The organism is Microbacterium sp. (assembly GCF_047972865.1).
GTDB lineage: Bacteria > Actinomycetota > Actinomycetes > Actinomycetales > Microbacteriaceae > Microbacterium.
This window is the reverse complement of sequence record NZ_JBKEAY010000267.1, coordinates 1-19,071: the sequence shown is the minus strand read 5'-3', so window position 1 is coordinate 19,071 and position 19,071 is coordinate 1. Positions and strand designations below refer to the sequence as shown.

14 protein-coding genes and 2 pseudogenes are annotated in these 19,071 nt (G+C 70.8%); 5 read left to right on the top strand and 11 right to left on the bottom strand.

Going from position 1 to position 19,071, the window contains the following annotated elements:
- The 3 genes from ACK5KK_RS16085 to ACK5KK_RS16075 form a co-directional block, all read left to right on the top strand.
- Positions 1 to 386: hypothetical protein (locus tag ACK5KK_RS16085; RefSeq protein ID WP_416891090.1), on the top strand; the 386-nt coding region annotated here is incomplete at its 5' end.
- Between the two features lie 9 nt (positions 387 to 395).
- Entirely contained in the window at positions 396 to 782 is a 387-nt protein-coding gene (locus tag ACK5KK_RS16080; RefSeq protein ID WP_416891089.1) for a YrdB family protein, read from the top strand.
- On the top strand, positions 779 to 2,143 hold the full coding sequence (locus tag ACK5KK_RS16075; protein ID WP_416891088.1) for an FAD-binding oxidoreductase: 1,365 nt from the start codon (positions 779 to 781) through the stop codon (positions 2,141 to 2,143). Before ACK5KK_RS16080 ends, ACK5KK_RS16075 begins: the two co-directional genes overlap by 4 nt.
- An 11-nt stretch (positions 2,144 to 2,154) precedes the next feature.
- Here the strand turns inward: ACK5KK_RS16075 and ACK5KK_RS16070 are convergent, their stop codons facing one another.
- Complete coding sequence (locus ACK5KK_RS16070) at positions 2,155 to 2,934, bottom strand: glucosamine-6-phosphate deaminase (protein ID WP_416891087.1); 780 nt, start codon at positions 2,932 to 2,934, stop codon at positions 2,155 to 2,157.
- Between the two features lie 130 nt (positions 2,935 to 3,064).
- Positions 3,065 to 4,198, bottom strand: coding sequence for an ROK family protein (locus tag ACK5KK_RS16065; RefSeq protein WP_416891086.1), 1,134 nt, complete (start codon positions 4,196 to 4,198; stop codon positions 3,065 to 3,067).
- 180 nt (positions 4,199 to 4,378) lie between these two features.
- Here ACK5KK_RS16065 and ACK5KK_RS16060 point away from each other — a divergent pair, with 180 nt between their 5' ends.
- Positions 4,379 to 5,860: a L,D-transpeptidase family protein gene (locus tag ACK5KK_RS16060; protein WP_416891085.1), complete on the top strand. Its 1,482-nt coding sequence runs from the start codon at positions 4,379 to 4,381 to the stop codon at positions 5,858 to 5,860.
- A 272-nt stretch (positions 5,861 to 6,132) separates the two neighbouring features.
- On the opposite strand, the gene ACK5KK_RS16055 is transcribed toward ACK5KK_RS16060, so the two are convergent.
- On the bottom strand, positions 6,133 to 8,349 hold the full coding sequence (locus ACK5KK_RS16055) for an NADP-dependent isocitrate dehydrogenase (protein ID WP_416891084.1): 2,217 nt from the start codon (positions 8,347 to 8,349) through the stop codon (positions 6,133 to 6,135).
- Positions 8,350 to 8,477: 128 nt separating this feature from the next.
- Between ACK5KK_RS16055 and ACK5KK_RS16050 the strand changes: the two genes are divergently transcribed.
- The gene (locus ACK5KK_RS16050) at positions 8,478 to 8,930 is read left to right on the top strand and encodes a GNAT family N-acetyltransferase (protein ID WP_416891083.1); all 453 of its coding nucleotides are present in this window, start codon (positions 8,478 to 8,480) and stop codon (positions 8,928 to 8,930) included.
- A gap of 168 nt (positions 8,931 to 9,098) precedes the next feature.
- On the opposite strand, the gene ACK5KK_RS16045 is transcribed toward ACK5KK_RS16050, so the two are convergent.
- The 8 genes and pseudogenes from ACK5KK_RS16045 to ACK5KK_RS16010 all read right to left on the bottom strand — a co-directional run.
- The gene (locus ACK5KK_RS16045) at positions 9,099 to 10,913 is read right to left on the bottom strand and encodes an ABC transporter ATP-binding protein (protein ID WP_416891082.1); all 1,815 of its coding nucleotides are present in this window, start codon (positions 10,911 to 10,913) and stop codon (positions 9,099 to 9,101) included.
- A pseudogene (locus ACK5KK_RS16040) lies at positions 10,910 to 12,718 on the bottom strand (ABC transporter ATP-binding protein). Before ACK5KK_RS16040 ends, ACK5KK_RS16045 begins: the two are co-directional and overlap by 4 nt.
- Positions 12,719 to 12,995: 277 nt before the next feature.
- Positions 12,996 to 13,481: a methylated-DNA--[protein]-cysteine S-methyltransferase gene (locus ACK5KK_RS16035; RefSeq protein ID WP_416891081.1), complete on the bottom strand. Its 486-nt coding sequence runs from the start codon at positions 13,479 to 13,481 to the stop codon at positions 12,996 to 12,998.
- Positions 13,478 to 14,959 (bottom strand): DNA-3-methyladenine glycosylase 2 family protein, encoded by a 1,482-nt coding sequence (locus ACK5KK_RS16030; RefSeq protein ID WP_416891080.1) that lies wholly within the window; start codon positions 14,957 to 14,959, stop codon positions 13,478 to 13,480. Before ACK5KK_RS16030 ends, ACK5KK_RS16035 begins: the two co-directional genes overlap by 4 nt.
- A gap of 73 nt (positions 14,960 to 15,032) precedes the next feature.
- Positions 15,033 to 16,499 carry an RDD family protein gene (locus ACK5KK_RS16025; protein ID WP_416891079.1) on the bottom strand — a complete coding sequence of 489 codons (1,467 nt, stop codon included), beginning with the start codon at positions 16,497 to 16,499 and terminating at the stop codon, positions 15,033 to 15,035.
- A gap of 117 nt (positions 16,500 to 16,616) precedes the next feature.
- Positions 16,617 to 18,224: a bifunctional phosphoribosylaminoimidazolecarboxamide formyltransferase/IMP cyclohydrolase gene (purH, locus tag ACK5KK_RS16020; RefSeq protein ID WP_416891078.1), complete on the bottom strand. Its 1,608-nt coding sequence runs from the start codon at positions 18,222 to 18,224 to the stop codon at positions 16,617 to 16,619.
- Between the two features lie 16 nt (positions 18,225 to 18,240).
- Entirely contained in the window at positions 18,241 to 18,831 is a 591-nt protein-coding gene (gene purN, locus ACK5KK_RS16015; protein WP_416891077.1) for a phosphoribosylglycinamide formyltransferase, read from the bottom strand.
- Positions 18,832 to 18,840: 9 nt separating this feature from the next.
- Positions 18,841 to 19,071, bottom strand: a pseudogene (locus ACK5KK_RS16010) (hypothetical protein); the annotation flags it as partial.

The window sequence follows — 19,071 nt, the reverse complement described above, 5'->3', positions numbered from 1 at the left end:
CCCCGGACCCCACTCCGACACCGGCCCCCACACCGACACCGGATCCGACGCCCACCCCGCCGCCGGGGCCCACCTTCCCGGATCAACTACCGCAGGTATCGGTCCGCTCGATCACCTTCGCGGGCGCGTCCGGTCAGGTCGACGTGACGTTCACGGTCGTTGCCGAGCCGGGGACCACGGTGCTCGTCTCTATCGCCGAGGAGCAGGTCGCCACCGTCGTCATCCCCGCAAGCGGGAGCGCGGAGGTCTCCGTCAAACGGAAGTGGGACACCACGGTGACCGAGACCGTGGAGTTCGCCTACGTCATCGACGGTGTGACCGGCGAAGCGACCTCGTTCCCGATGCCGGCCCTCGTCAACCCGGTACTGGACCCGACACTTCCGTAGGCTGGAGTCATGGCACACCCAGCCCCCACGTCTCCCCCACCCCGCGGCACCGCCGGCACCGTTCCGGCACTGTCGGTCATCGACCTGATCGTCGCGCTGTGCGGCCTGTTCGCCGTCGTCACCTTCGCCATCTGGGGCTTCACCGCCTGGACCGCCCCGTGGAACGTCGTCGCGGGCATCGTGACGCCCCTGGTCGCCGTGCTGATCTGGGCGTTGTTCCTGTCTCCCCGCGCCGTGGTGAACGTGCACCCGTTCCTGCGCGCTTTCGTCGAGCTGTGTTTCTATGCCGGGGCGACCATCGCGTGGTGGTCCGCGGGGCAGGCGTGGATCGGCCTCGCCTTCGCGATCGTGTCGGTGCCGGTCGGCCTCGTCGCCGGTCTCCGCCGGATCGCATGACCGTCGAGGTCGTCGCCGCGCTACGTGAGGCACTGGGTGATCGCGTGGACGTCTCGTCGCCCGCGCGCGAGGCCGCGCGCTCGGACCGGTCCGGCCACGCGGCGCAAGGGACCCCGCTGGCGGTCGTTCACGCCGCCTCGGTCGCCGACGTGCAAACCACCCTCCGGATCGCCCACGCCACCCGCACCCCGGTTGTGACCCGCGGCGCCGGAACCGGCCTCGCCGGCGGCGCCAACACGGGAGCAGGCGAGATCGCGTTGTCGGTGCGGCGCATGGACCAGATCATCGAGGTGAGTCCGACCGACCTCCTGGCCGTGGTCGAACCCGGCATCCTCAACGCCGACCTGAATGACGCGCTCGCCGAGTACGGCCTCTGGTGGGCACCCGACCCCGCCAGCCGCGACATCTCGACAGTGGGCGGCAACATCGCGACCGGTGCTGGAGGTCTGCTGTGCGCGAAGTACGGCGTCGTACGCGACGCCGTACTCGGCGTCGACCTGGTCCTGGCCGACGGCACACTCCTCACCCTCGGGCACCGGTCGGTCAAGGGCGTTACCGGCCTCGACCTCACCTCGCTCGTCATCGGTTCGGAGGGGACACTCGGCGTCATCGTCGGCGCCACGCTGAAACTGCGGCACCGGGTCCCCGGCCAGCGGCGCACCGTCACCGCGACCTACCCCGACGTGCGCGCCGCCGCGGTCGCCGCGGCCGCCGTCACCGCCGCCGGCGTGCAGCCGGCGATCATGGAACTGATGGATACCGCATCCCTCGCCGCCGTGCACGACCTGCTGCGGCTGGATCCACCCGTGGCCGGTCAGGCGCAGCTGACGGTGCAGACCGACGGACCCGCCGCGGCAACCGAAGCGGCAACGATCGTCGGAATTCTCACCGACGGAGGCGGCGACGTGACGATGGCCGCCGACGACACCGAGGGCGAACGGCTGCTGACGATCCGCCGTTCAATGCACCCTGCGATGGCGCGGCTCGGCACGACGCTGATCGAAGACGTTTCGGTCCCGCGCAGCCGCCTGGCGGAGATGTTCGACGAGATCTCCCGGGTGGAACGCACCCACGGGCTGCAGATCCCCACGGTGTGCCATGCCGGCGACGGCAACCTGCACCCGAACTTCATCTTCGACGGGCCGGAAGTGCCCGCCGAGATCTGGGCCGCCGCCGACGACCTGTTCCAGGCCGCACTGCGGCTGGGCGGAACCCTCACCGGAGAGCACGGCATCGGCGTGCTGAAGCGCCGCTGGCTCGCCGACGAACTCGGCGACGACCAGTGGCGGCTCCAGCGCGACCTCACCCGGGTGTTCGACCCGACCGGCATCCTCAACCCCGGCAAGGTCTTCGCCCGCTGATCAACGACCGATCACAGGCCCTGCCAGTCGGGTTTGTTCGCGAACGCGTAGCGGTAGTAGTCGGCGTGGGCCAGCGACGAGGCCGCCGCTTCGTCGACGACCACCGTCACATGCGGATGCAGTTGGATCGCCGAGCCAGGCAACGACGACGTGACCGGCCCTTCCACCGCACCGGCAACCGCGGCCGCCTTGCTCTCCCCGAACGCGAGGAGGACCAGGTGCCGCGCGGCCAGGATGGTGCCGAGCCCCTGGGTGATGCAGTGCGTGGGGACGGAGTCGATCGAGTCGAAGAAGCGCGCGTTATCGCGTCTGGTCTGCTGAAGCAGCGTCTTCACGCGGGTGCGCGACGCGAACGACGACCCGGGCTCGTTGAAGCCGATGTGACCCGACGTGCCGATGCCGAGGATCTGCAGATCCACGCCACCGGCCGCCGTGATGGCGCGTTCGTAGTCGTCACCGGCGTGCGTGATCGTCTCCAGGGCGCCGTCCGGGGTGTGGATGAGCGCCGGGTTCAACCCGAGCGGTTCCACGACCTCGCGGGTGATCACCGCCCGGTAGCTCTCGGGGTGGGTCGGGTCGATGCCGACGTACTCGTCAAGCGCGAACCCCCGCACCCGGGAGAGGTCGGCATCGGCCAGTCGAGGCCGCAACGCCTCGTATACCGGGAGCGGAGTCGAGCCGGTGGCCAGGCCCAGCACGGCATCCGGCCGGGCGGCGATCAGCGCGGCGATCTGGTCGGCCACGAGGGCGCCGGCCGCCTGACGGGACTCGACGATGACGATCTCAGCCACGGCCGCTCGCCTCCTCCCGCGTCTCGACGGGCGGGCAGGGCGCGATCGGCGCGCCCACGTTCGCAGTGGGACTCATGACGTTCTCCTTAGGGGGATGGAGGGGGCGATTCGCCCCGGGGGTCGGGTGCCGCTAGGACACCCCGAGTCGTTCGGAGAGCACCATCATCGCCGCTCCGCGCAGCACGATGTCCTCGCCCTGCGCGGACACGCGCACCCGGAGCCGGTCACTGAGGAGGGTACGCTCCCGCAGGGTGTCCGCCGTGGCGCGGCGCAGTTCGCCGGAAAGGAGGTCGTGCGGCCCCGACAACACGACCTCCGACAGATCGAGCATCCCGACCACCGGAGCCAGGGCGATCCCCAGACGCACGCCGGCATCGCGGAGGATCCGGTCGCGGTCCTCGGGTGGGTGTCCGGTCAGCGCGGGGACCGACACCCACGCTTCCAGGCAGCCGACGCGCCCGCAGCCGCACATCGGGCCGCCGTCGGTGCCGACGGTGACGTGGCCGATCTCCCCCGCGGCGAACCCGCGGCCACGCAGGCCGAGGCCCCCGGACAGCAGCGCCGACCCGATACCCCGGCCGACGCGCACGAGAAGGAGGTCATCATGTCCGTCGCCGAACGCATACTCCGCTCGGATCGCGGCGTCGGCGTCATTGACCACCCACACCGGCACATCGACGGCGGCGGAGAGGATGCCGCGCAGATCCACGACGGTCCATCCGAAGTTGGCAGTGGTGTGCACCACGCCCCGATCGTCGATCACGCCGGGGCTGCCGACCCCGACGCCGAGCACGGGCGCGGGAGCGCGCGCCACGAGCTCGCGGGCGAACGAGATGGCGCTCCCGACGATCGCCGCGGGGTCCGCCGGCACCGGAAGGTGGTGCCGGATCAGCACGTCACCGTCGAGGCCGAGGACAGCGCCGCGCAGCGTGTCGCTTCCCGACAGGTCAAGGCCCACCGTGCAGTGTCCGGCGTGGTTCAGGTCGACGAGCGTCGCGGGCTTGCCGGGACCGGGGTTTCCCTGCAGACCCCGCTCGATGAGGAGTCCGTCGGCGATGAGCTCGGCGACGAGGTCCGATACCGTGACCCGGGTCAGCGCGGTCCGCCGGGACAGGTCCGCGCGACTCATCGACCCGTCGCGGAAAAGCGTCTGCATCAGGAGCGATCGGTTGTGGGCGCGCCCGTGCCCGGGGAGCGCCTTCGCGACCGGGCGCAGGCCGCGCGAGAAGCCCCGCACCACCTCACCCGCCTGAGCCACAGCCATGTTTGTTAGTACACCTCACGAACCGGGCGCGGCACAACCCGGCCCACGCAGCGGCGGACAGTTATGCATCCGTTACCGGCCGAGGGCGGAAACCGAGCCCTGATCACCGTTTTCCCGGGTTGGTGTCGGGATGCTCCTCTACCATGGATGGAACACACACTCAGGAATCGAGGGTTGGACGTGACCGACGTCGTAGACACCCCAACAGGCGAAGCGGCTATCACCCCCACCGTAACCGCTGGCGCGCCCGCGCCCGGCGCACCCCTGCACGATGCGCCGGTGCAGGATGCGCCCGCGCAGTGGGCGCCGCAGCAGCCCGCGCAACGCAGCAAGCGCCGCGTCCTGCTGGCGGTCGGCATCCCCGTCGGCGTCCTCGCTCTCGGCGCCGTCGCCGCATCCCTCATCCTGATCGCGCCCGGCACCACGGTCGCCGGCGTTCCGGTCGGATTCCTCACTGCGGGCGCCGCATCCGATGCGATCTCCTCCCGGCTCGCCGACACCGAGGTCACGATCGGTGACGGCGGCCCGAACGTGAGCGGTGCCGACCTGGGCGCGACGGTCGACGCCCAGGCGCTGGCGACGGCGGCGTTCGACGCGCATCCGATGTGGAACGTCACCACCTGGTTCAGCGACAGCGAACCGGTCGAGGTGACGCTCGATGCCGAGGCGGCTGCCGCCGCGCTGCGCACCGCCAGCCCCGATCATTACATTCCCGCCCAGCCGGCGAGCGTCGCGTTCGCCGGCGGCAAGTACACGGTCACGCCCGCCGTCGATGGCCAGGGAGTCGACGTCGAGGCCGTCCGCGCGGGCCTGGAACAGGCGATGAACAGCGGTGCCGGCACGACGCAGATCGAGTTGTCGACGACTCCGGTCGCCCCCTCGACCACGACCGAGATGGCGCAGGCCACGGCATCCGAACTCAACGACATGCTGGAAACGGTTGGCTTCTACGTCGGCGACGAACGCACGGTCGCCGTCTCGCCCGAGACCGTCGCGACGTGGCTGACCGTCGACGCCGACGCCGACGGTGAGTTGAAGATCACCGCCGACCCCGCGCAGATCCAGAAGGTCGTCGCCGGGCTCAAGGACGAGATCAATCAGACGGTCGCCGACGCGACCGTCATCGCAAACTCCGCCGGCACCGTGCTGCGCACCTCGATCGAGGGAGCAGACGGTCGCGTGCTCGGCGCCACCACGGGCATCGCGTCGGAGTTCGCCGCTCAGCTCAGCGACGGCAACGGCGTGTTCACGCTGCCGGTCGAGGTCACCCCGCACAAGACGGTCGAGAAGGTGCGCCTGCTGGAGGTCGATCTGAGCGAGCAGCGCCTCTACCTGAAGGAGAACGGCGCGGTCGTCGACTCCTGGCCGATCTCCAGTGGACTGGACATCTCGCCGACGCATCAGGGACGCTTCACGGTCAACTGGCACGTGCGCTCGCAGACCATGCGCTCCACCGATCCCGACAACCCGTACTGGACCTACGAGGTGCCCAACGTCGAGTGGATCATGTACTTCAACGGCGATCAGGCCTTCCACGGCGTGTACTGGCACAACAGCTTCGGCACCCAGCAGAGCCACGGCTGCGTCGGCATGCCGAACTGGCGCGCAGAACAGATCTACCAGTGGGCGCCCACCGGCGCCGACGTCTGGATCCACGGCTGACACCCGCCCCCGCGCCCCCGCGAGACTACACGCGCAGTATCGAAACCCTGCGGACTACGCACGGTCTCGATAGCACAGCTGTAGTCTCGCAGTCCGCCCCCGCCCCGCCCAGTCCGGCCCCGCCCGACCGGACCGCGCGCGCGAGACCCGCGAGGACCCGCGAGGACCCACGAGACTACAAACGCGGTATCGAAACCCTGCGGACTACGCACGGTCTCGATAGCACAGCTGTAGTCTCGCGGGCCACGGCCGGGGCGGGGCGGGAGGGGGGCTCAGATGCCGTCGATGATGGTGTTCAGCGTGGGGCTGGGACGCATCACGCCGGCGACCAGCGCCAGGTCGGGGTGGTAGTAGCCGTGGATGTCGGCGGGGTTGCCCTGCACGGCGGCCAGCTCCGCGACGATCTCCTGCTCCTCGGCGACCAGCCGCTGCGCGATCGGGGCGAACGTCGCCGCGAGCTCGGTATCGCCCGACTGCGCAGCCAGTTGCTCCGCCCAGTACCGCGCGAGGTAGTAGTGGCTCCCCCGGTTGTCGGTGGTGCCGAGCTTGCGCCCCGGCGACCGGTCTTCTTCCAGGAACGTGCCGGTCGCGGCATCCAGAGTCTCGGCCAGAATCTGCGCGCGAGGATTGGACTCCCGCTCGGCCAGATGCTCGAACGAGGCCGCCAGCGCGAAAAACTCGCCCAGCGAGTCCCAGCGCAGATAGTTCTCGGAGAGCAGCTGCTGCACGTGCTTGGGAGCCGACCCACCGGCACCGGTCTCGAACAGTCCGCCGCCGGCCAGCAACGGCACGATCGAGAGCATCTTCGCGCTCGTACCCACCTCGAGGATCGGGAACAGATCGGTGAGGTAGTCGCGCAGCACGTTCCCCGACACCGAGATTGTGTCCAGGCCCTGCCGCATGCGCTCCAGTGTGTACCGCGTCGCGTCGGCGGGAGCGGCGATCTTGATCTGCACGTCATCGACGTCGAGGAGCGCGAGGGCCTGATGCACCTTCGCGATCAACTGCGCGTCGTGCGCACGGTTCACGTCGAGCCAGAACACGGCGGGAACGCCCGTGGCGCGGGCACGCGTGACGGCCAGGCGCACCCAGTCGATCACCGCGATGTGCTTGGTCTGGGTCGCCCGCCAGATGTCACCGGCACCGACGTGATGCTCGATGAGCACCTCGCCCTCGCCGTCGAGCACCTCCACGATGCCGGCGGACGGAATCTCGAACGTCTTGTCGTGGCTGCCGTACTCCTCGGCCGCCTGCGCCATGAGGCCCACGTTCGGAACGGTGCCGATCGTGGTGGGGTCCAGCGGACCGTGCGCGATCACGTCGTCGATCACGGCCTGATACACGCCGGCATACGACGAGTCGGGGATGACGGCGATCGTGTCGTCCTCGCCGCCGTCGACGCCCCATAGCTTGCCGCCGTTGCGCACCAGCGCCGGCATGGAGGCATCCACGATCACGTCGGACGGCACGTGCAGGTTCGTGATGCCCTTGTCGGAGTTGACGTACGACAGCCGGGGACCGGCGGCGATCGCGGCGTCGAACGCGGCGGCGATCTGCTCGCCGTCGGCGATCTCGCTCAGCCCGTTGAGGATCGCCCCGAGTCCGTTGTTGCCGGTCAGGCCGGCCTCGGCGAGCTGCGCGCCGTACCGGGCGAAGATGTCGGCGAAGAACGCACGCACGACATGACCGAAGATGATCGGGTCGCTGACCTTCATCATCGTCGCCTTCAGGTGTACCGAGTACAACACGTCGTCGGCCTTGGCGGCGGCGAGCGTCTCGGCCAGGAAGGCGTCGAGCGCAGCGGCAGACAGGAACGTCGCGTCGACGATCTCGCGCGGCAGCACCTTGAAATCGTCCTTCAGGACGGTCACGGTGCCGTCCTCGGCGGTGTGACGGACGGTCAGCACGTCGTCGTGCGCGGCGACCCAGGACTTCTCGTTGTGGCGGAAGTCATCGGCGTCCATCGTCGCCACGCGCGTCTTCGTGCCGGCCGGGAACGGCTTGTTCAGGTGCGGATGCGTGCGGGCGTAGTTCTTGACCGACAGCGGTGCGCGTCGGTCGCTGTTGCCCTCGCGCAACACCGGGTTGACCGCCGATCCCTTGATCCGGTCGTAGCGGGCGCGGACGTCCTTCTCGTCGACCGACCCGGGCTCATCGGGGTAGTCCGGCACGTCGAAGCCTTGCTGCTGCAACTCGGCGATCGCCGCCTTCAGCTGCGGAATGGATGCCGAGATGTTCGGCAGCTTGATGATGTTCGCCTCCGGCAGCGTCGCCAGGCCTCCCAGTTCGGCGAGGGCGTCCCCCACCTGCTGTTCGGGCGTCAGCCGCTGCGGGAACGCGGCGAGGATGCGCCCGGCGAGCGAGATGTCCCGGGTCTCGACCTGAACCCCCGCCTGACGTGCGTAGGCCTGCACGATCGGCAGGAACGAGGCGGTGGCGAGCGCGGGTGCCTCGTCGGTGTAGGTGTAGATGATGGTCGACTCGGACATCGGCGGTCGTTTCTCCGTTCTCAGAACGTGTGCTCTCACCGACAAAACTACCGTGCGCGGAGGCCCGCGCCGATTCGGGAATCATAATGACAGGTGCCAGCACGGCGTTGGACGGGTACCCTATGGCCATGTCTGACCTGACCCTTGTGGAACTGTCGGCCGCGACCATCGTCGCGGTGAACACCATGTCGCTCAAACCGGGCCAGGAGCAGTTCCTCGCCCCGACCAGTTACGCCGTGGCTGCGTCCGTCGTGAATCCCTCGACGTCCTGGCAACGCGTGGTGCTCGACGGCGACCAGGTCGTCGGGTTCGTCAGCGCGAACTTCGACACGGATGCCCCTCAACAGCACTTCAAGTCGGTGCTGTGGCGCATCAACGTCGATGCCGGGGACCAGGGGCGCGGCGTCGGGCGGTTCGCCGTCGAGGAGTTGCTCGCCGAAGCGCGTAACCGCGGCATGGACCACGTCGACGTGATCTATGAGGCGGGCGAGGGCGGCCCCGAGGCCTTCTTCGAGCGGGTGGGATTCACCCCCGTCGACGAGACCGAGTTCGGTGAGGTCATCGCGCAGATCCGCCTCTGACCACGGGCACGCCGCGCGCCGCGGCATCCACCCGGCATGCTGCGCAGTTCCGGGGATCTGCGGTTCTCCGGACGCGGACCCCCGGGGTGGTGCGGAGTTGTGCAGATTTGCGGCGTTGCGTGGGTGCGGATGAGGGGCGCGAGGCGGCGCGGGAAGGCGGGCGGGGCGCTACACCAGGGACTCGCGCCAGGCGCGGTGCAGCGCCGCGAACCGGCCGGTGCCGGCGATCAGGGCATCTGGGGCGCCGTCCTCGACGATCCGCCCCCGGTCCATGACGAGCACCCGGTCGGCGATCGCCACCGTCGACAACCGGTGCGCGATGATGAGCGCGGTACGGTCGGCCAGCAGCGTCTGCAGCGCCTCCTGGACCTGCCGTTCGCTCGGGATGTCGAGGGATGCCGTCGCCTCGTCCAGGATCAGCACCGCGGGGTCGGCCAGGAACGCCCGCGCGAACGAGATCAGCTGCCGCTGCCCCGCCGACACCCGGCCACCCCGCTTGTTCACCTCGGTCGCGTAGCCGTTCGGCAGCTCCTGAATGAACGCATCCGCGCCTACCGCCTGGGCCGCCGCGCGGATCTCGTCGAGCGTCGCCTCGGGCTTTCCCAGCGCGATGTTGTCGGCGACGGTGCCGCTGAACAGGTAGGCCTCCTGCGTGACCATGACGATCGCGCGGCGCAGGTCCTTCGGATGCAGCGCCCGCAGATCGACGTCGTCGAGGGTCACCGCCCCCGCCGTGGGGTCGTAGAACCGTGAGGCGAGCTTGGCCAGCGTCGACTTGCCCGCGCCGGTCGATCCGACCAGCGCGACCACCTGCCCGGACGGGATGTCGAGCGAGAACGCCGGCAGGATGACGCGGTCCCGCGCGTAGCCGAACTCGACGCCGCGAAACTCCACGTGGCCCCGCGAACGCCACAGGTCCACCGGCTGGTCCGGATCGGGCACCGTGGGCTCCTCCTCCAGCACCCCCGACACCTTCTCCAGCGCCGCAGTCGCGGACTGGTACGAGTTCAGGAAGAACGCCACCTCCTGTAACGGCAAGAAGAAGTTGCGCACGTACAGCACGGCCGCCAAAAGCGTGCCCACCTGCAGGGTGCCGTCGGTCACCCGGATGCCGCCCCACAGCAGCACGAGCGCGATCGCCGCCGCCGCGACGGCCATCATGCCGGGCTCGAACGTACCGAACAGCCGGATCGACCGCTGGTTCACGTCACGGTACTGTCCGGACACGTCCCCGAAGTCGCGGTCGCCGCGTTCTTCGGTGCGGAATGCTTTCACGGCGCGGATGCCCGTCATCGTCTCCACGAACTGCACGATGACCTTCGCGCTGATGACCCGCGATTGCCGGTACACGCGCTGCGAGTGACGGTAGAACCAGCGCATCAGGAGGAACAGCGGCACTCCCATGATGACGAGGATGATGCCGGATTCCGCATCCAGAAGCAGCAGCGCGACGAGAGTGAATGCTCCGAACAGCACGCCCGACACCAGCTCGTTGAGTCCACCGTCGAGCAGTTCGCGGATCGACTCGAGGTCGCTCGTCTGTCGAGAGATGATGCGGCCCGACGTATACGACTCGTGGAATTCGAGGCTCAGCCGCTGCGTATGCCGGAAGATACGGGTCCGCAGGTCGAGCATGACCGCTTGAGTGAGGCGGGCCGCGACGACCACGTACCAGCCGATCAGCGCGGCGCCGCCGATCGCGGCCACCAGATAGACGGCGACCACGACGATCGTCGGCATCCCGTCGCCCTCGCGCGCCGCCGGCAGCGCGGAGTTGATGCCGTACGCGATCAGTGCCGGCCCCGTCACGCGCAGCGCGGTCGAGATCACGAGCACCACCGCGGCGAGCGCCAGCTGCCAGCGCACCGGATGCACGAGCGAGCCGAGGAGCCGCGTCGAGCGCCGCCGGATCGTCCGCGACTGGGTGCGCGTGTAGTCCGACCGGTCTTCGCCGCGGGTACCGGTCACGTCGGTCTCGTTCACGCGGTCACCTCCCCGTCGCGTTCTTCCGCGAGGCTCGACAGCACGTGCCGGTAGTGCTCGCTCGTGCGCAACAGTTCGGTGTGGGTGCCGACCGCCGTGATGCGACCGGCCTGCAGCAGCGCGACCCGGTCGGCGAGCATGACCGTGGACGGCCGGTGGGCGACCACGAGCGCGGTGGTCGCCGACAGCACATCGCGCAGCGCCGTCTCGACAAGCGCCTCCGTCTCGACGTCGAGCGCCGACAGCGGATCGTCGAGCACCAGCACCACCGGTTGCGCGGCGACCGCGCGCGCGAGGGCGAGTCGCTGGCGCTGACCGCCCGACAGGCTGAGCCCCTCCTCACCGATGACGGTGTCCACACCCGCGGGCAGGTCATCGACGAAGGATGCCTGCGCCACCGCGAGCGCCTCCCGCAGCACCCGCTCGGCCTCCGGTGACCCCGGCACCAGGTCCTCCCGGCCGAGCAGCACGTTGTCGCGGACGGACTGCGAGAACAACGTGGCGTCCTCAAACGCCATGCCGACGTGCGCGCGCAGCTCCCCGAGCGCGAGGTCGCGCACATCCACACCGTCGAGGGTCACCCGCCCGCCGGTGACGTCGTACAACCGGGTCGGCAGGGTCGTCAGCGTGGTCTTTCCCGAGCCGGTCAGCCCGACCAGCGCCATCGTCTCACCCGGGCGGAGGACGAGGTCGACACCGTCGAGCAGGTCCCGCTCGGCGGATCCGGCATCCTGATACCGGAAGTGCACGTCCTCGAACGCGAGCGCACCCCGGGAATGCGCCAGGCGCACCGGCTCGGCGGGGTCGGAGATCGTGTTCGGCTCGTCGAACACCTCGAAGATGCGGTCGGTCGCGGTGCGGGTATCGAGCAGGAACGAGAACAGGAAGCCGATCGACTCCATCGGCCAGCGCAGCGCCGTCGCCATCGCGAAGAACGCCACCAGGTCGGCGACATCGAGGGGCCCGGCGAGTGTCAGTGCGATCCCGACGCCGAGGCACAGCGCGAACGCGATGTCGGGCAGCAGCACGAGCCAGTACCAGACCCAACCGATCGCGCGCGCCTTGCTCAGCTCGATCTCGCGCAGCGTCTCGGCCTGGCGGGTGAAGTTGCGCAGGGCGTGCGAGCCGCGCCCGAACGCCTTGAGCACGCGGATACCGTGCACCGACTCCTCGACGGCGGTCGCCAGGTCACCCGCCTGGTCCTGACTGCGCCGGGTGAGCACGCCGTAGCTCTTCTCGAACCGGTAGCCGGCATACCACAGCGGGGCGCACACGATGAGGAAGGTCGTTCCCAGCATCCAGTGCCATCGGAACAGGAGCACGGCGCCGATACCGATCGTGAGGACGTTCACGACCAGCAGCACCAGCCCGAACATGATCCAGCGGCGCACCATGCCGATGTCCTACATCATGCGGCTGAGCAGCTGACCTGACTGCCAGCGGTCGTGGAACGCGACCGGCAGGCGCTGCAACGTGCGGTAGAAGCTCGTGCGCAGGTCGTACTCGACGCCGGTGGCGGGCCCCAGCACGAACCATCGCCGCGCCCACACCATGACTGCCTCGGCCAGGCCGAGCGCCAGGACGGCAACGGCGCCCCAGACGAGCTGGACGCGATCGCCCGAACCGATCGGCCCCCGCACCACCTGTTCGAGCACGAGCGGGATGCTGAGGGCGAGCACGCTGGCGGCGAGGGCGCTCACCCCGCCGAGCACGAGGCGTGGGATCACCGGGCGCGCGTACGGATACAGGCGCGCCAGCGCCCGGAGCGTCGACAGCGACGTCCGAGGCGATGTGGTGGTGATCATGGTCTCTCCGTGCGGGGCTCGCCGGGCAGCGCGGTGGTGGCCGCGCGGCGGCGTGGCCGCCGGCGGGGTGTGGGGATTCTGGTCGTCGCGGTCGCTCAGCGCGTGCGAAGGAGCTCAGGGACGCGCCGGGGTCATGGCAGGGACGATGGCCGGGAACATGGCGTACCTCCTCGATGCGATGACGGGAACCGCCGTGTTCGCACGAGCGTCACGACAGCCTTCCAGCCTAGGCACGTCGCTGAGGCCCCGCAACCCCCCTCGTCGCGCGGCGCTCGGGTCAGCGGGACTCGCGGGCCAGGAGCGCCCGCTTGACGTCGGTCCCCCACGCGAACCCGCCGAGGCTGCCGTCGCCGCGCAGCACCCGGTGGCAGGGGACGAACAGGGCCGGTGCGTTGCGCGCACAGATGGATGCCGCCGCGCGCACGGCCGTGGGCCGGCCCAGCGCCGCCGCGAATGCGGTGTACGTCATCGGCTGGCCGGGGGTGATGCGCCGCAGGGCGGCCCACCCGGCCCGTTGCAGGTCGGTGCCGGTCTGGGAGACCTCGACGTCGTCGATGGCGTGCAGGTCGCCCGCGTAGTAGGCGCGCACGGCATCCGCCGCGGCCGCCTCGCCCTCGCGCACGTCGTCCGGGGCGGCCGTCAGCCGCTCCAGGACGGCGCCCTGGTCGGCGGTCCAGCCCGACGCGAGCACGCGGTGTCGCTCGTCGACCAGGAGCGTGAACGGGCCGTCGGGGGTGTCGAGGGTCTGGATGGTGGCGGTCATGCCGCGTCTCCGATCTGGTGGGTTCGAACATCGGCGCGCGGCGGGACCGCGCGCCACAGGTGGGCGGTGAGGTAACTGCGCCACGGCGCGGTACGGGCCGCCCACGCCGTCAGCTCGCGCGGCCCGTCGGGCAGTCCCGCGGCCGCCGCGCCCGCGCGCACCGCGACGTCGCCGCTCAGGAAGACGTCCGGGTCGCCGGTCACGCGCATGCGCACGTAGTCCGCCGTCCACGGTCCGATGCCGGGACGGGCCAGGAGCGCCACGCGCTGGTCGGCGTTGTCGTCGCCGGTGCCGAGGGCGAGGGTGCCGTCGGCCAGGGCGGCCGCCGCCGACACGATCGCGCGGCGACGCACGGCCGGGCCGCGCAGCACGTCGGCGCCGCCCGCTGCGATCGCCGACATGGTGGGGAACAGCCGGTGCACCCCGTCATGCCTGGGCATCTCCTCCCCCAGCGCCGCGGTCAGCGTGGTCAGCGCCGTGCGTGCCGCGGCGACCGAGATCTGCTGCCCGATCATGGCGCGGATCAGCATCTCGTGCGGGTCGGCCGCACCGGGCACCCGAATGCCGGGCACCGCCGCCACCAGCGGCGCCACGGCGGGGTGGCCCGAGAGCGCGGCGTCGACCGCGGCGGGGTCGGCATCGAGGTCGAACAGTCGTCGTGCCCGGGCCACGACAACGGGCAGGTCACTCAACTGCGGCACCCGCGCCCGCAGGCGCAGCCCACGATCACTGTGCCAGATGCGGAACCACCCGGGACCACCCGGGAGCGCCAACGAGCGCGCATATGCGGAAGCACCGGCCTGCTCGATGCCGGGAACCGCGCGCGCCGCCATCCACGCGAACAGTCCGTCCAGATCGATGGGCTCGCGCAGCGGCAGGGCGAGGTCGACCTCGCCGGGTGTGGCGTGCTCACGCATCCGGCGGCGCGCGCGGACCTGCGTCGGGCTCAGGCCGAAGACCTCGCGGATCGTGTCGTTGCACTGGCGGATGCTGGCGAAGCCGGCCGAGAACGCGATGTCGGCGACGGTGAGGTCGGTGCCGACCAGCAGCATGCGCGCCGTGTGGGCGCGCTGGGCGCGGGCCAGCGCGAGCGGTCCGGCGCCGAGCTCGGCGTGAAGCAGGCGCGACAGGTGCCGCGTCGAGTACCCCAGCCGCGCGGCCAGCCCCGAGACGCCGTCGCGTTCGACGACACCGTCGGTGATCAGCCGCATCGCACGCGCGGCGAGGTCGGAACGCAGGTCCCATTCGGGGGAACCGGGTGCCGCCTCGGGGAGGCACCGCTTGCATGCGCGGTAGCCGGCCTCGTGCGCGGCCGCGCTGGTCGGGTAGAACGTCACGTTCGACGGTTTCGGGGTGCGGGCCGGACAGCTCGGCCGGCAGTAGATCCCCGTGGAGTGCACCGCCGTGACGAACTGGCCGTCGAAGCGAGTGTCGCGCGCCTCGATCACCCGGTACCGCTCGTCGAAGGTCAGCTGCATTCCCCCACCCTGTCATGTGCGCGATCCCCGAACCAGCGGAAATCGGCCATCGCGCTGCCGGGGCGGCGCGCTGTCAGCGGATGCGCACGACGGCGCTGCGCTGACCCATCACCAGGAGGTCTCCGTCGTCGAGCGTCACGGCTTCGCCGGGCGGGAGCGTGGTGCGCACGGTGCCGCGCAGACGCTGGGTGCCGTTGGTGGATCCCTGCTCGACCACGATGACGCTCCCGCCCCGCACCGTGACCGCCAGATGCGTCCTGGAGATCGATCGCGTCGCGTCACGGATGACGGCGGCCCGAGCGATCGACCACGCGGGGGTGATCGTCGGGGCCCGGCCGAAGACGACACCGCCCGGTGAAATCTCGACGTCGCCCCCGGTGTCCCAGGAGACGGTGACGATTGGAGCCGTTCCGCTCTGCTTGACGGCGGTGGTGCGCGATCCCGTCGTGATGTCCGCGTAGGCCGCCAGCGTCGGTAGCTCGTCAACGCGCGAGACCGTCAGGACGATGGGAGCACCGCCCGCAGCTGCCGCACCGGCCTCGCTGGGCCAGGCACCGCCGTCGGGCCCGGTGAGCAGGCCGGGCGGTGCCGCCAGGAGCGGGGCGATGGAGGGCATCCCCGGCACGGCGGACAGCACGAGCGCGCCGTCCGCGGACGAGTCGTCGTCCCGGCCTCCGGCGGCTCCACCGCCCGGCGAGGCCGCCTCCGCGCGGGCCGGCGCGAACGCGGCGTCCGCGGGATCGAGCGGTCGAGCCGGCGCGAGGGGGGCGGGGAACAGATTCTGGACCGGAACCATCGCGGGAAGCCCGAGCGGTTGCCGCCCGTCTCGGTCCGTCGTGGGCGCGGCCACCGCAGGAACCGGCTCGATCACCTCGGTGACCGGTTCCGCCACGACCCCCACTGCCGCCGCGACGACTGGTGCCGTCGCCGGCGGGAGCGCGTCACAGGATGCGACCCGGTTGGCGTCGCCGTCGGGGCGCGCGCGCGCATCGGGCATCTGCGGCGCGGCCGAGCCGGTGTCGCGGAGCTCCACGACCCACGTCTGTGCGGCGCGGTCGGGCCAGCCGCGCCCGCGCCGGCTCCGCAACGGCGAGAGCATCACGACGACCAGCGGGCCGAGCACCGGAACGAGAAAGCTCGCTGCCACGACGAGAAAGCGCACGGCAGCCGGCCACCCGCCGGGCGGCCCCAGCGTGTGAACGTTCACGACGCGCAGACCGGTGATCGCCCGTCCGAGCGACACCCCGCGCCAGGCGACGAACAGCAACTGCACCAGGAGGAACGACACGACCGGCACGGCCGAGACGAACACGACCGGAAGCAGCCACACGAACTCGGTCCGCGTCATGGGGTCGCCGGATGCAGCTGCGACGAGCACGCGCCGCACCGGGATGAGAATCGGTGCAGCGAGTACCGCGACGGCGGCGACCTCGATCAGCGTCGCGACGGCCCGCGTGGCGTACGGGGCGGTCGTCATCCCGGGCACGGCGCCGGCGGGCCCGTCGCCAGTCGCCGGGCGACCGTCGACCTCACCGCTCACGTGTGCCCCCTCGTCGTGCCGACCGTGCGGTCACCGTCGGCGTGCGCTCCCGTGTCAACCGTATCCGGCCGCGGTGGCAAACGGACATGGGGAGAACTCCCCGCCTGCGCAACCCGATCAGTGGAAGAAGTGCCGCTCCCCGGTGAAGAACATGGTCACGTCCGCGGCGCGTGCCGCGGCGACCACCTCGTCGTCACGCACGGAACCGCCGGGCTGGATGATGGTCTTGACGCCCGCGTCGATCAGCACCTGCGGCCCATCCGCGAACGGGAAGAAGGCGTCGGAGGCGGCGACGGATCCCACCACGCGTGCGCCCGCCCGGTCCACCGCGAGGTGACAGGAATCGAGGCGGTTGACCTGCCCCATCCCGATGCCGACCGTTGCGGAGTCCTGCGCCAGGACGATCGCGTTGGACTTCACCGCACGGCACGCCTTCCACGCGAAGATCATCCCCTGCAACTCGCTCGGGTCGGGGCGGGGGCCCGCGACGAGCTGCCAGTTCTGCGCGACCGACTCGACCTCGTCGGGGAAGCGGTCGGCGTCTTGCAGCAGCAGCCCGCCCGAGACCAGCCGCACATCCATCGGCTCCTGGCGCCAGTCGGCGGGGAGTTTCAGCACCCGGAGGTTCTTCTTCAGCCGGAACAGCTCCAGCGCCTCGGGCGCGTAGTCGGGCGCGACGATGACCTCGGTGAAGATGTCACGCAGGTTCTCGGCCATCTTGAGCGTGACGGTCCGGTTGGCCGCGATCACCCCGCCGAACGCCGATACCGGGTCACACTCGTGCGCCCGCAGGTGCGCCGACGCGATCGGGTCGAGCGCCTGCGGGGCGGCCACCGCGATGCCGCACGGGTTGGCGTGTTTGATGATGGCGACGGCGGGCCGGATCATGTCGAACGCGGCGCGCAGCGCAGCATCCGCATCGATGTAGTTGTTGAAGGACATCTCCTTGCCCTGCAGTTGCGTGGCCTGCGCGATGCCGTGGCCACCCACGCGCGAGTAGATCGCGGCGCGCTGGTGCGAGTTCTCGCCATACCGCAGCACGGTCTGGCGCTCGGCACGGATCGTGAGGTGCATGGGCAGGTCGCCCTCTTCGGCGATCGTCTCCTCCGCGAACCAGGTGGAGACGGCGCGGTCGTAGGCAGCGGTGTGCGCGAACGCGCGCGCGGCCAGTTCGCGGCGCTGCGCGAGCGTCGTTCCCCCCGCCCGGACGGCGTCGATGATGGCGGGGTATGCAGTGGGCGAGACCACGATGGCCACGTTCGCGAAGTTCTTCGCAGAGGCGCGCACCATCGCCGGGCCGCCGATGTCGATCTGCTCGACCACGGCATCCCCGGCCGCGCCGGAGGCGACCGTCTCGACGAACGGATACAGGTTCACGACGACCAGTTCGAACGGCTGGATGCCCAGCTGCGACAGCTGCTGTTCGTGTTGCTCCAGACGCAGATCGGCCAGCAGGCCCGCGTGGACGCCGGGGTGCAGCGTCTTGACGCGACCGTCGAGCGCCTCGGGGAAGCCGGTGACGGAGGCCACGTCGGTGACCTGGTACCCGGCTTCGCGCAGCAGCGCGGCCGACCCGCCGGTCGACACGATCTCCACCCCGGCGGCGCCGAGAGCCTCCGCGAGGTCGAGCAGGTCGGTCTTGTCGCTGACCGACACCAGTGCACGACGCACGGGCACCACGTCGCGGGGACGGTAGAGGGTCGGGTCGATCGCGGGGCCTGCCATGCGGTACTCCTGGGGGTTAGGTTCTGGGGAAGGAAAGGTCGAGTTCACCGGTCGCGACGCGGCGGATCACGTCGATCAGCAGCCGGCGTTCGACCGGTTTGATGCGGTCGTGGAGGGTGTGCTCAGTGTCGCCGGGCAGCACCGCGACGCGCTCCTGGGCGAGGATCGGGCCGGTGTCGACGCCGTCGTCGACGACGATGACACTCGCGCCGGTCTCGCTCGCGCCGGCGGCGAGCGCATCGCGCACGCCGTGCGCCCCGGGGAACTCGGGAAGGTACGCCGGATGCGTGTTGATCAGTCGCGGCGCCCACGCCGCGACGACGTCGGGCGGCAGCAGGCGCATGAGCCCGCTCAGCACGACGAGATCGGGCTGCCAGACCCGGAGCTGTTCGTCGAGCTCCGCCCCCCACTGCTCACGCGTGTCGAACCTCTCGTACGGGACGACGAAGGTGGGGATGGCGAACTCCTCCGCGTGCGCCAGTCCCTCCGCCTCACGGTCGGCGCCGACGGCGACCACGCGGGCGGGGAAGTCGGTCGACCGCGCGGCTTCGAGCAGAACCCGGAGGTTCGACCCGGTACCGGAGATGAGGACCGCGACCGTGAGCACCCGGCAAGTCTAGCGACGCGGCGGGTCGTCGTCGTTCGCGGGATCCTCGCCGCGCAGGCCGTCGTCGATCGGCTGGGTGTCGGTCGCGTCCGGTGAGGGCGTGAGCGGGGCACGGTCGGGGTGCCCGCGGTCGCTGTGCCCGCGATCGCTGTGCCAGAGGTCGTCGTGGATCGGTTGCGTGTCCGCGTCGTCCGGTGAGGGAACGACCGTCACGGGGTCCCCGGCGGCGGGGGCGGCGGG

Bases quoted from the DNA above. Each gene is read 5' to 3' on its own strand.
- ACK5KK_RS16080 (WP_416891089.1), top strand. From the start codon at position 396: ATGGCACACCCAGCCCCCACGTCTCCCCCACCCCGCGGCACCGCCGGC.
- ACK5KK_RS16075 (WP_416891088.1), top strand. From the start codon at position 779: ATGACCGTCGAGGTCGTCGCCGCGCTACGTGAGGCACTGGGTGATCGC.
- ACK5KK_RS16065 (WP_416891086.1), bottom strand. From the start codon at position 4,198: ATGGCTGTGGCTCAGGCGGGTGAGGTGGTGCGGGGCTTCTCGCGCGGC.
- ACK5KK_RS16055 (WP_416891084.1), bottom strand. From the start codon at position 8,349: ATGTCCGAGTCGACCATCATCTACACCTACACCGACGAGGCACCCGCG.
- ACK5KK_RS16050 (WP_416891083.1), top strand. From the start codon at position 8,478: ATGTCTGACCTGACCCTTGTGGAACTGTCGGCCGCGACCATCGTCGCG.
- ACK5KK_RS16035 (WP_416891081.1), bottom strand. From the start codon at position 13,481: ATGACCGCCACCATCCAGACCCTCGACACCCCCGACGGCCCGTTCACG.
- ACK5KK_RS16030 (WP_416891080.1), bottom strand. From the start codon at position 14,959: ATGCAGCTGACCTTCGACGAGCGGTACCGGGTGATCGAGGCGCGCGAC.
- purH (WP_416891078.1), bottom strand. From the start codon at position 18,224: ATGGCAGGCCCCGCGATCGACCCGACCCTCTACCGTCCCCGCGACGTG.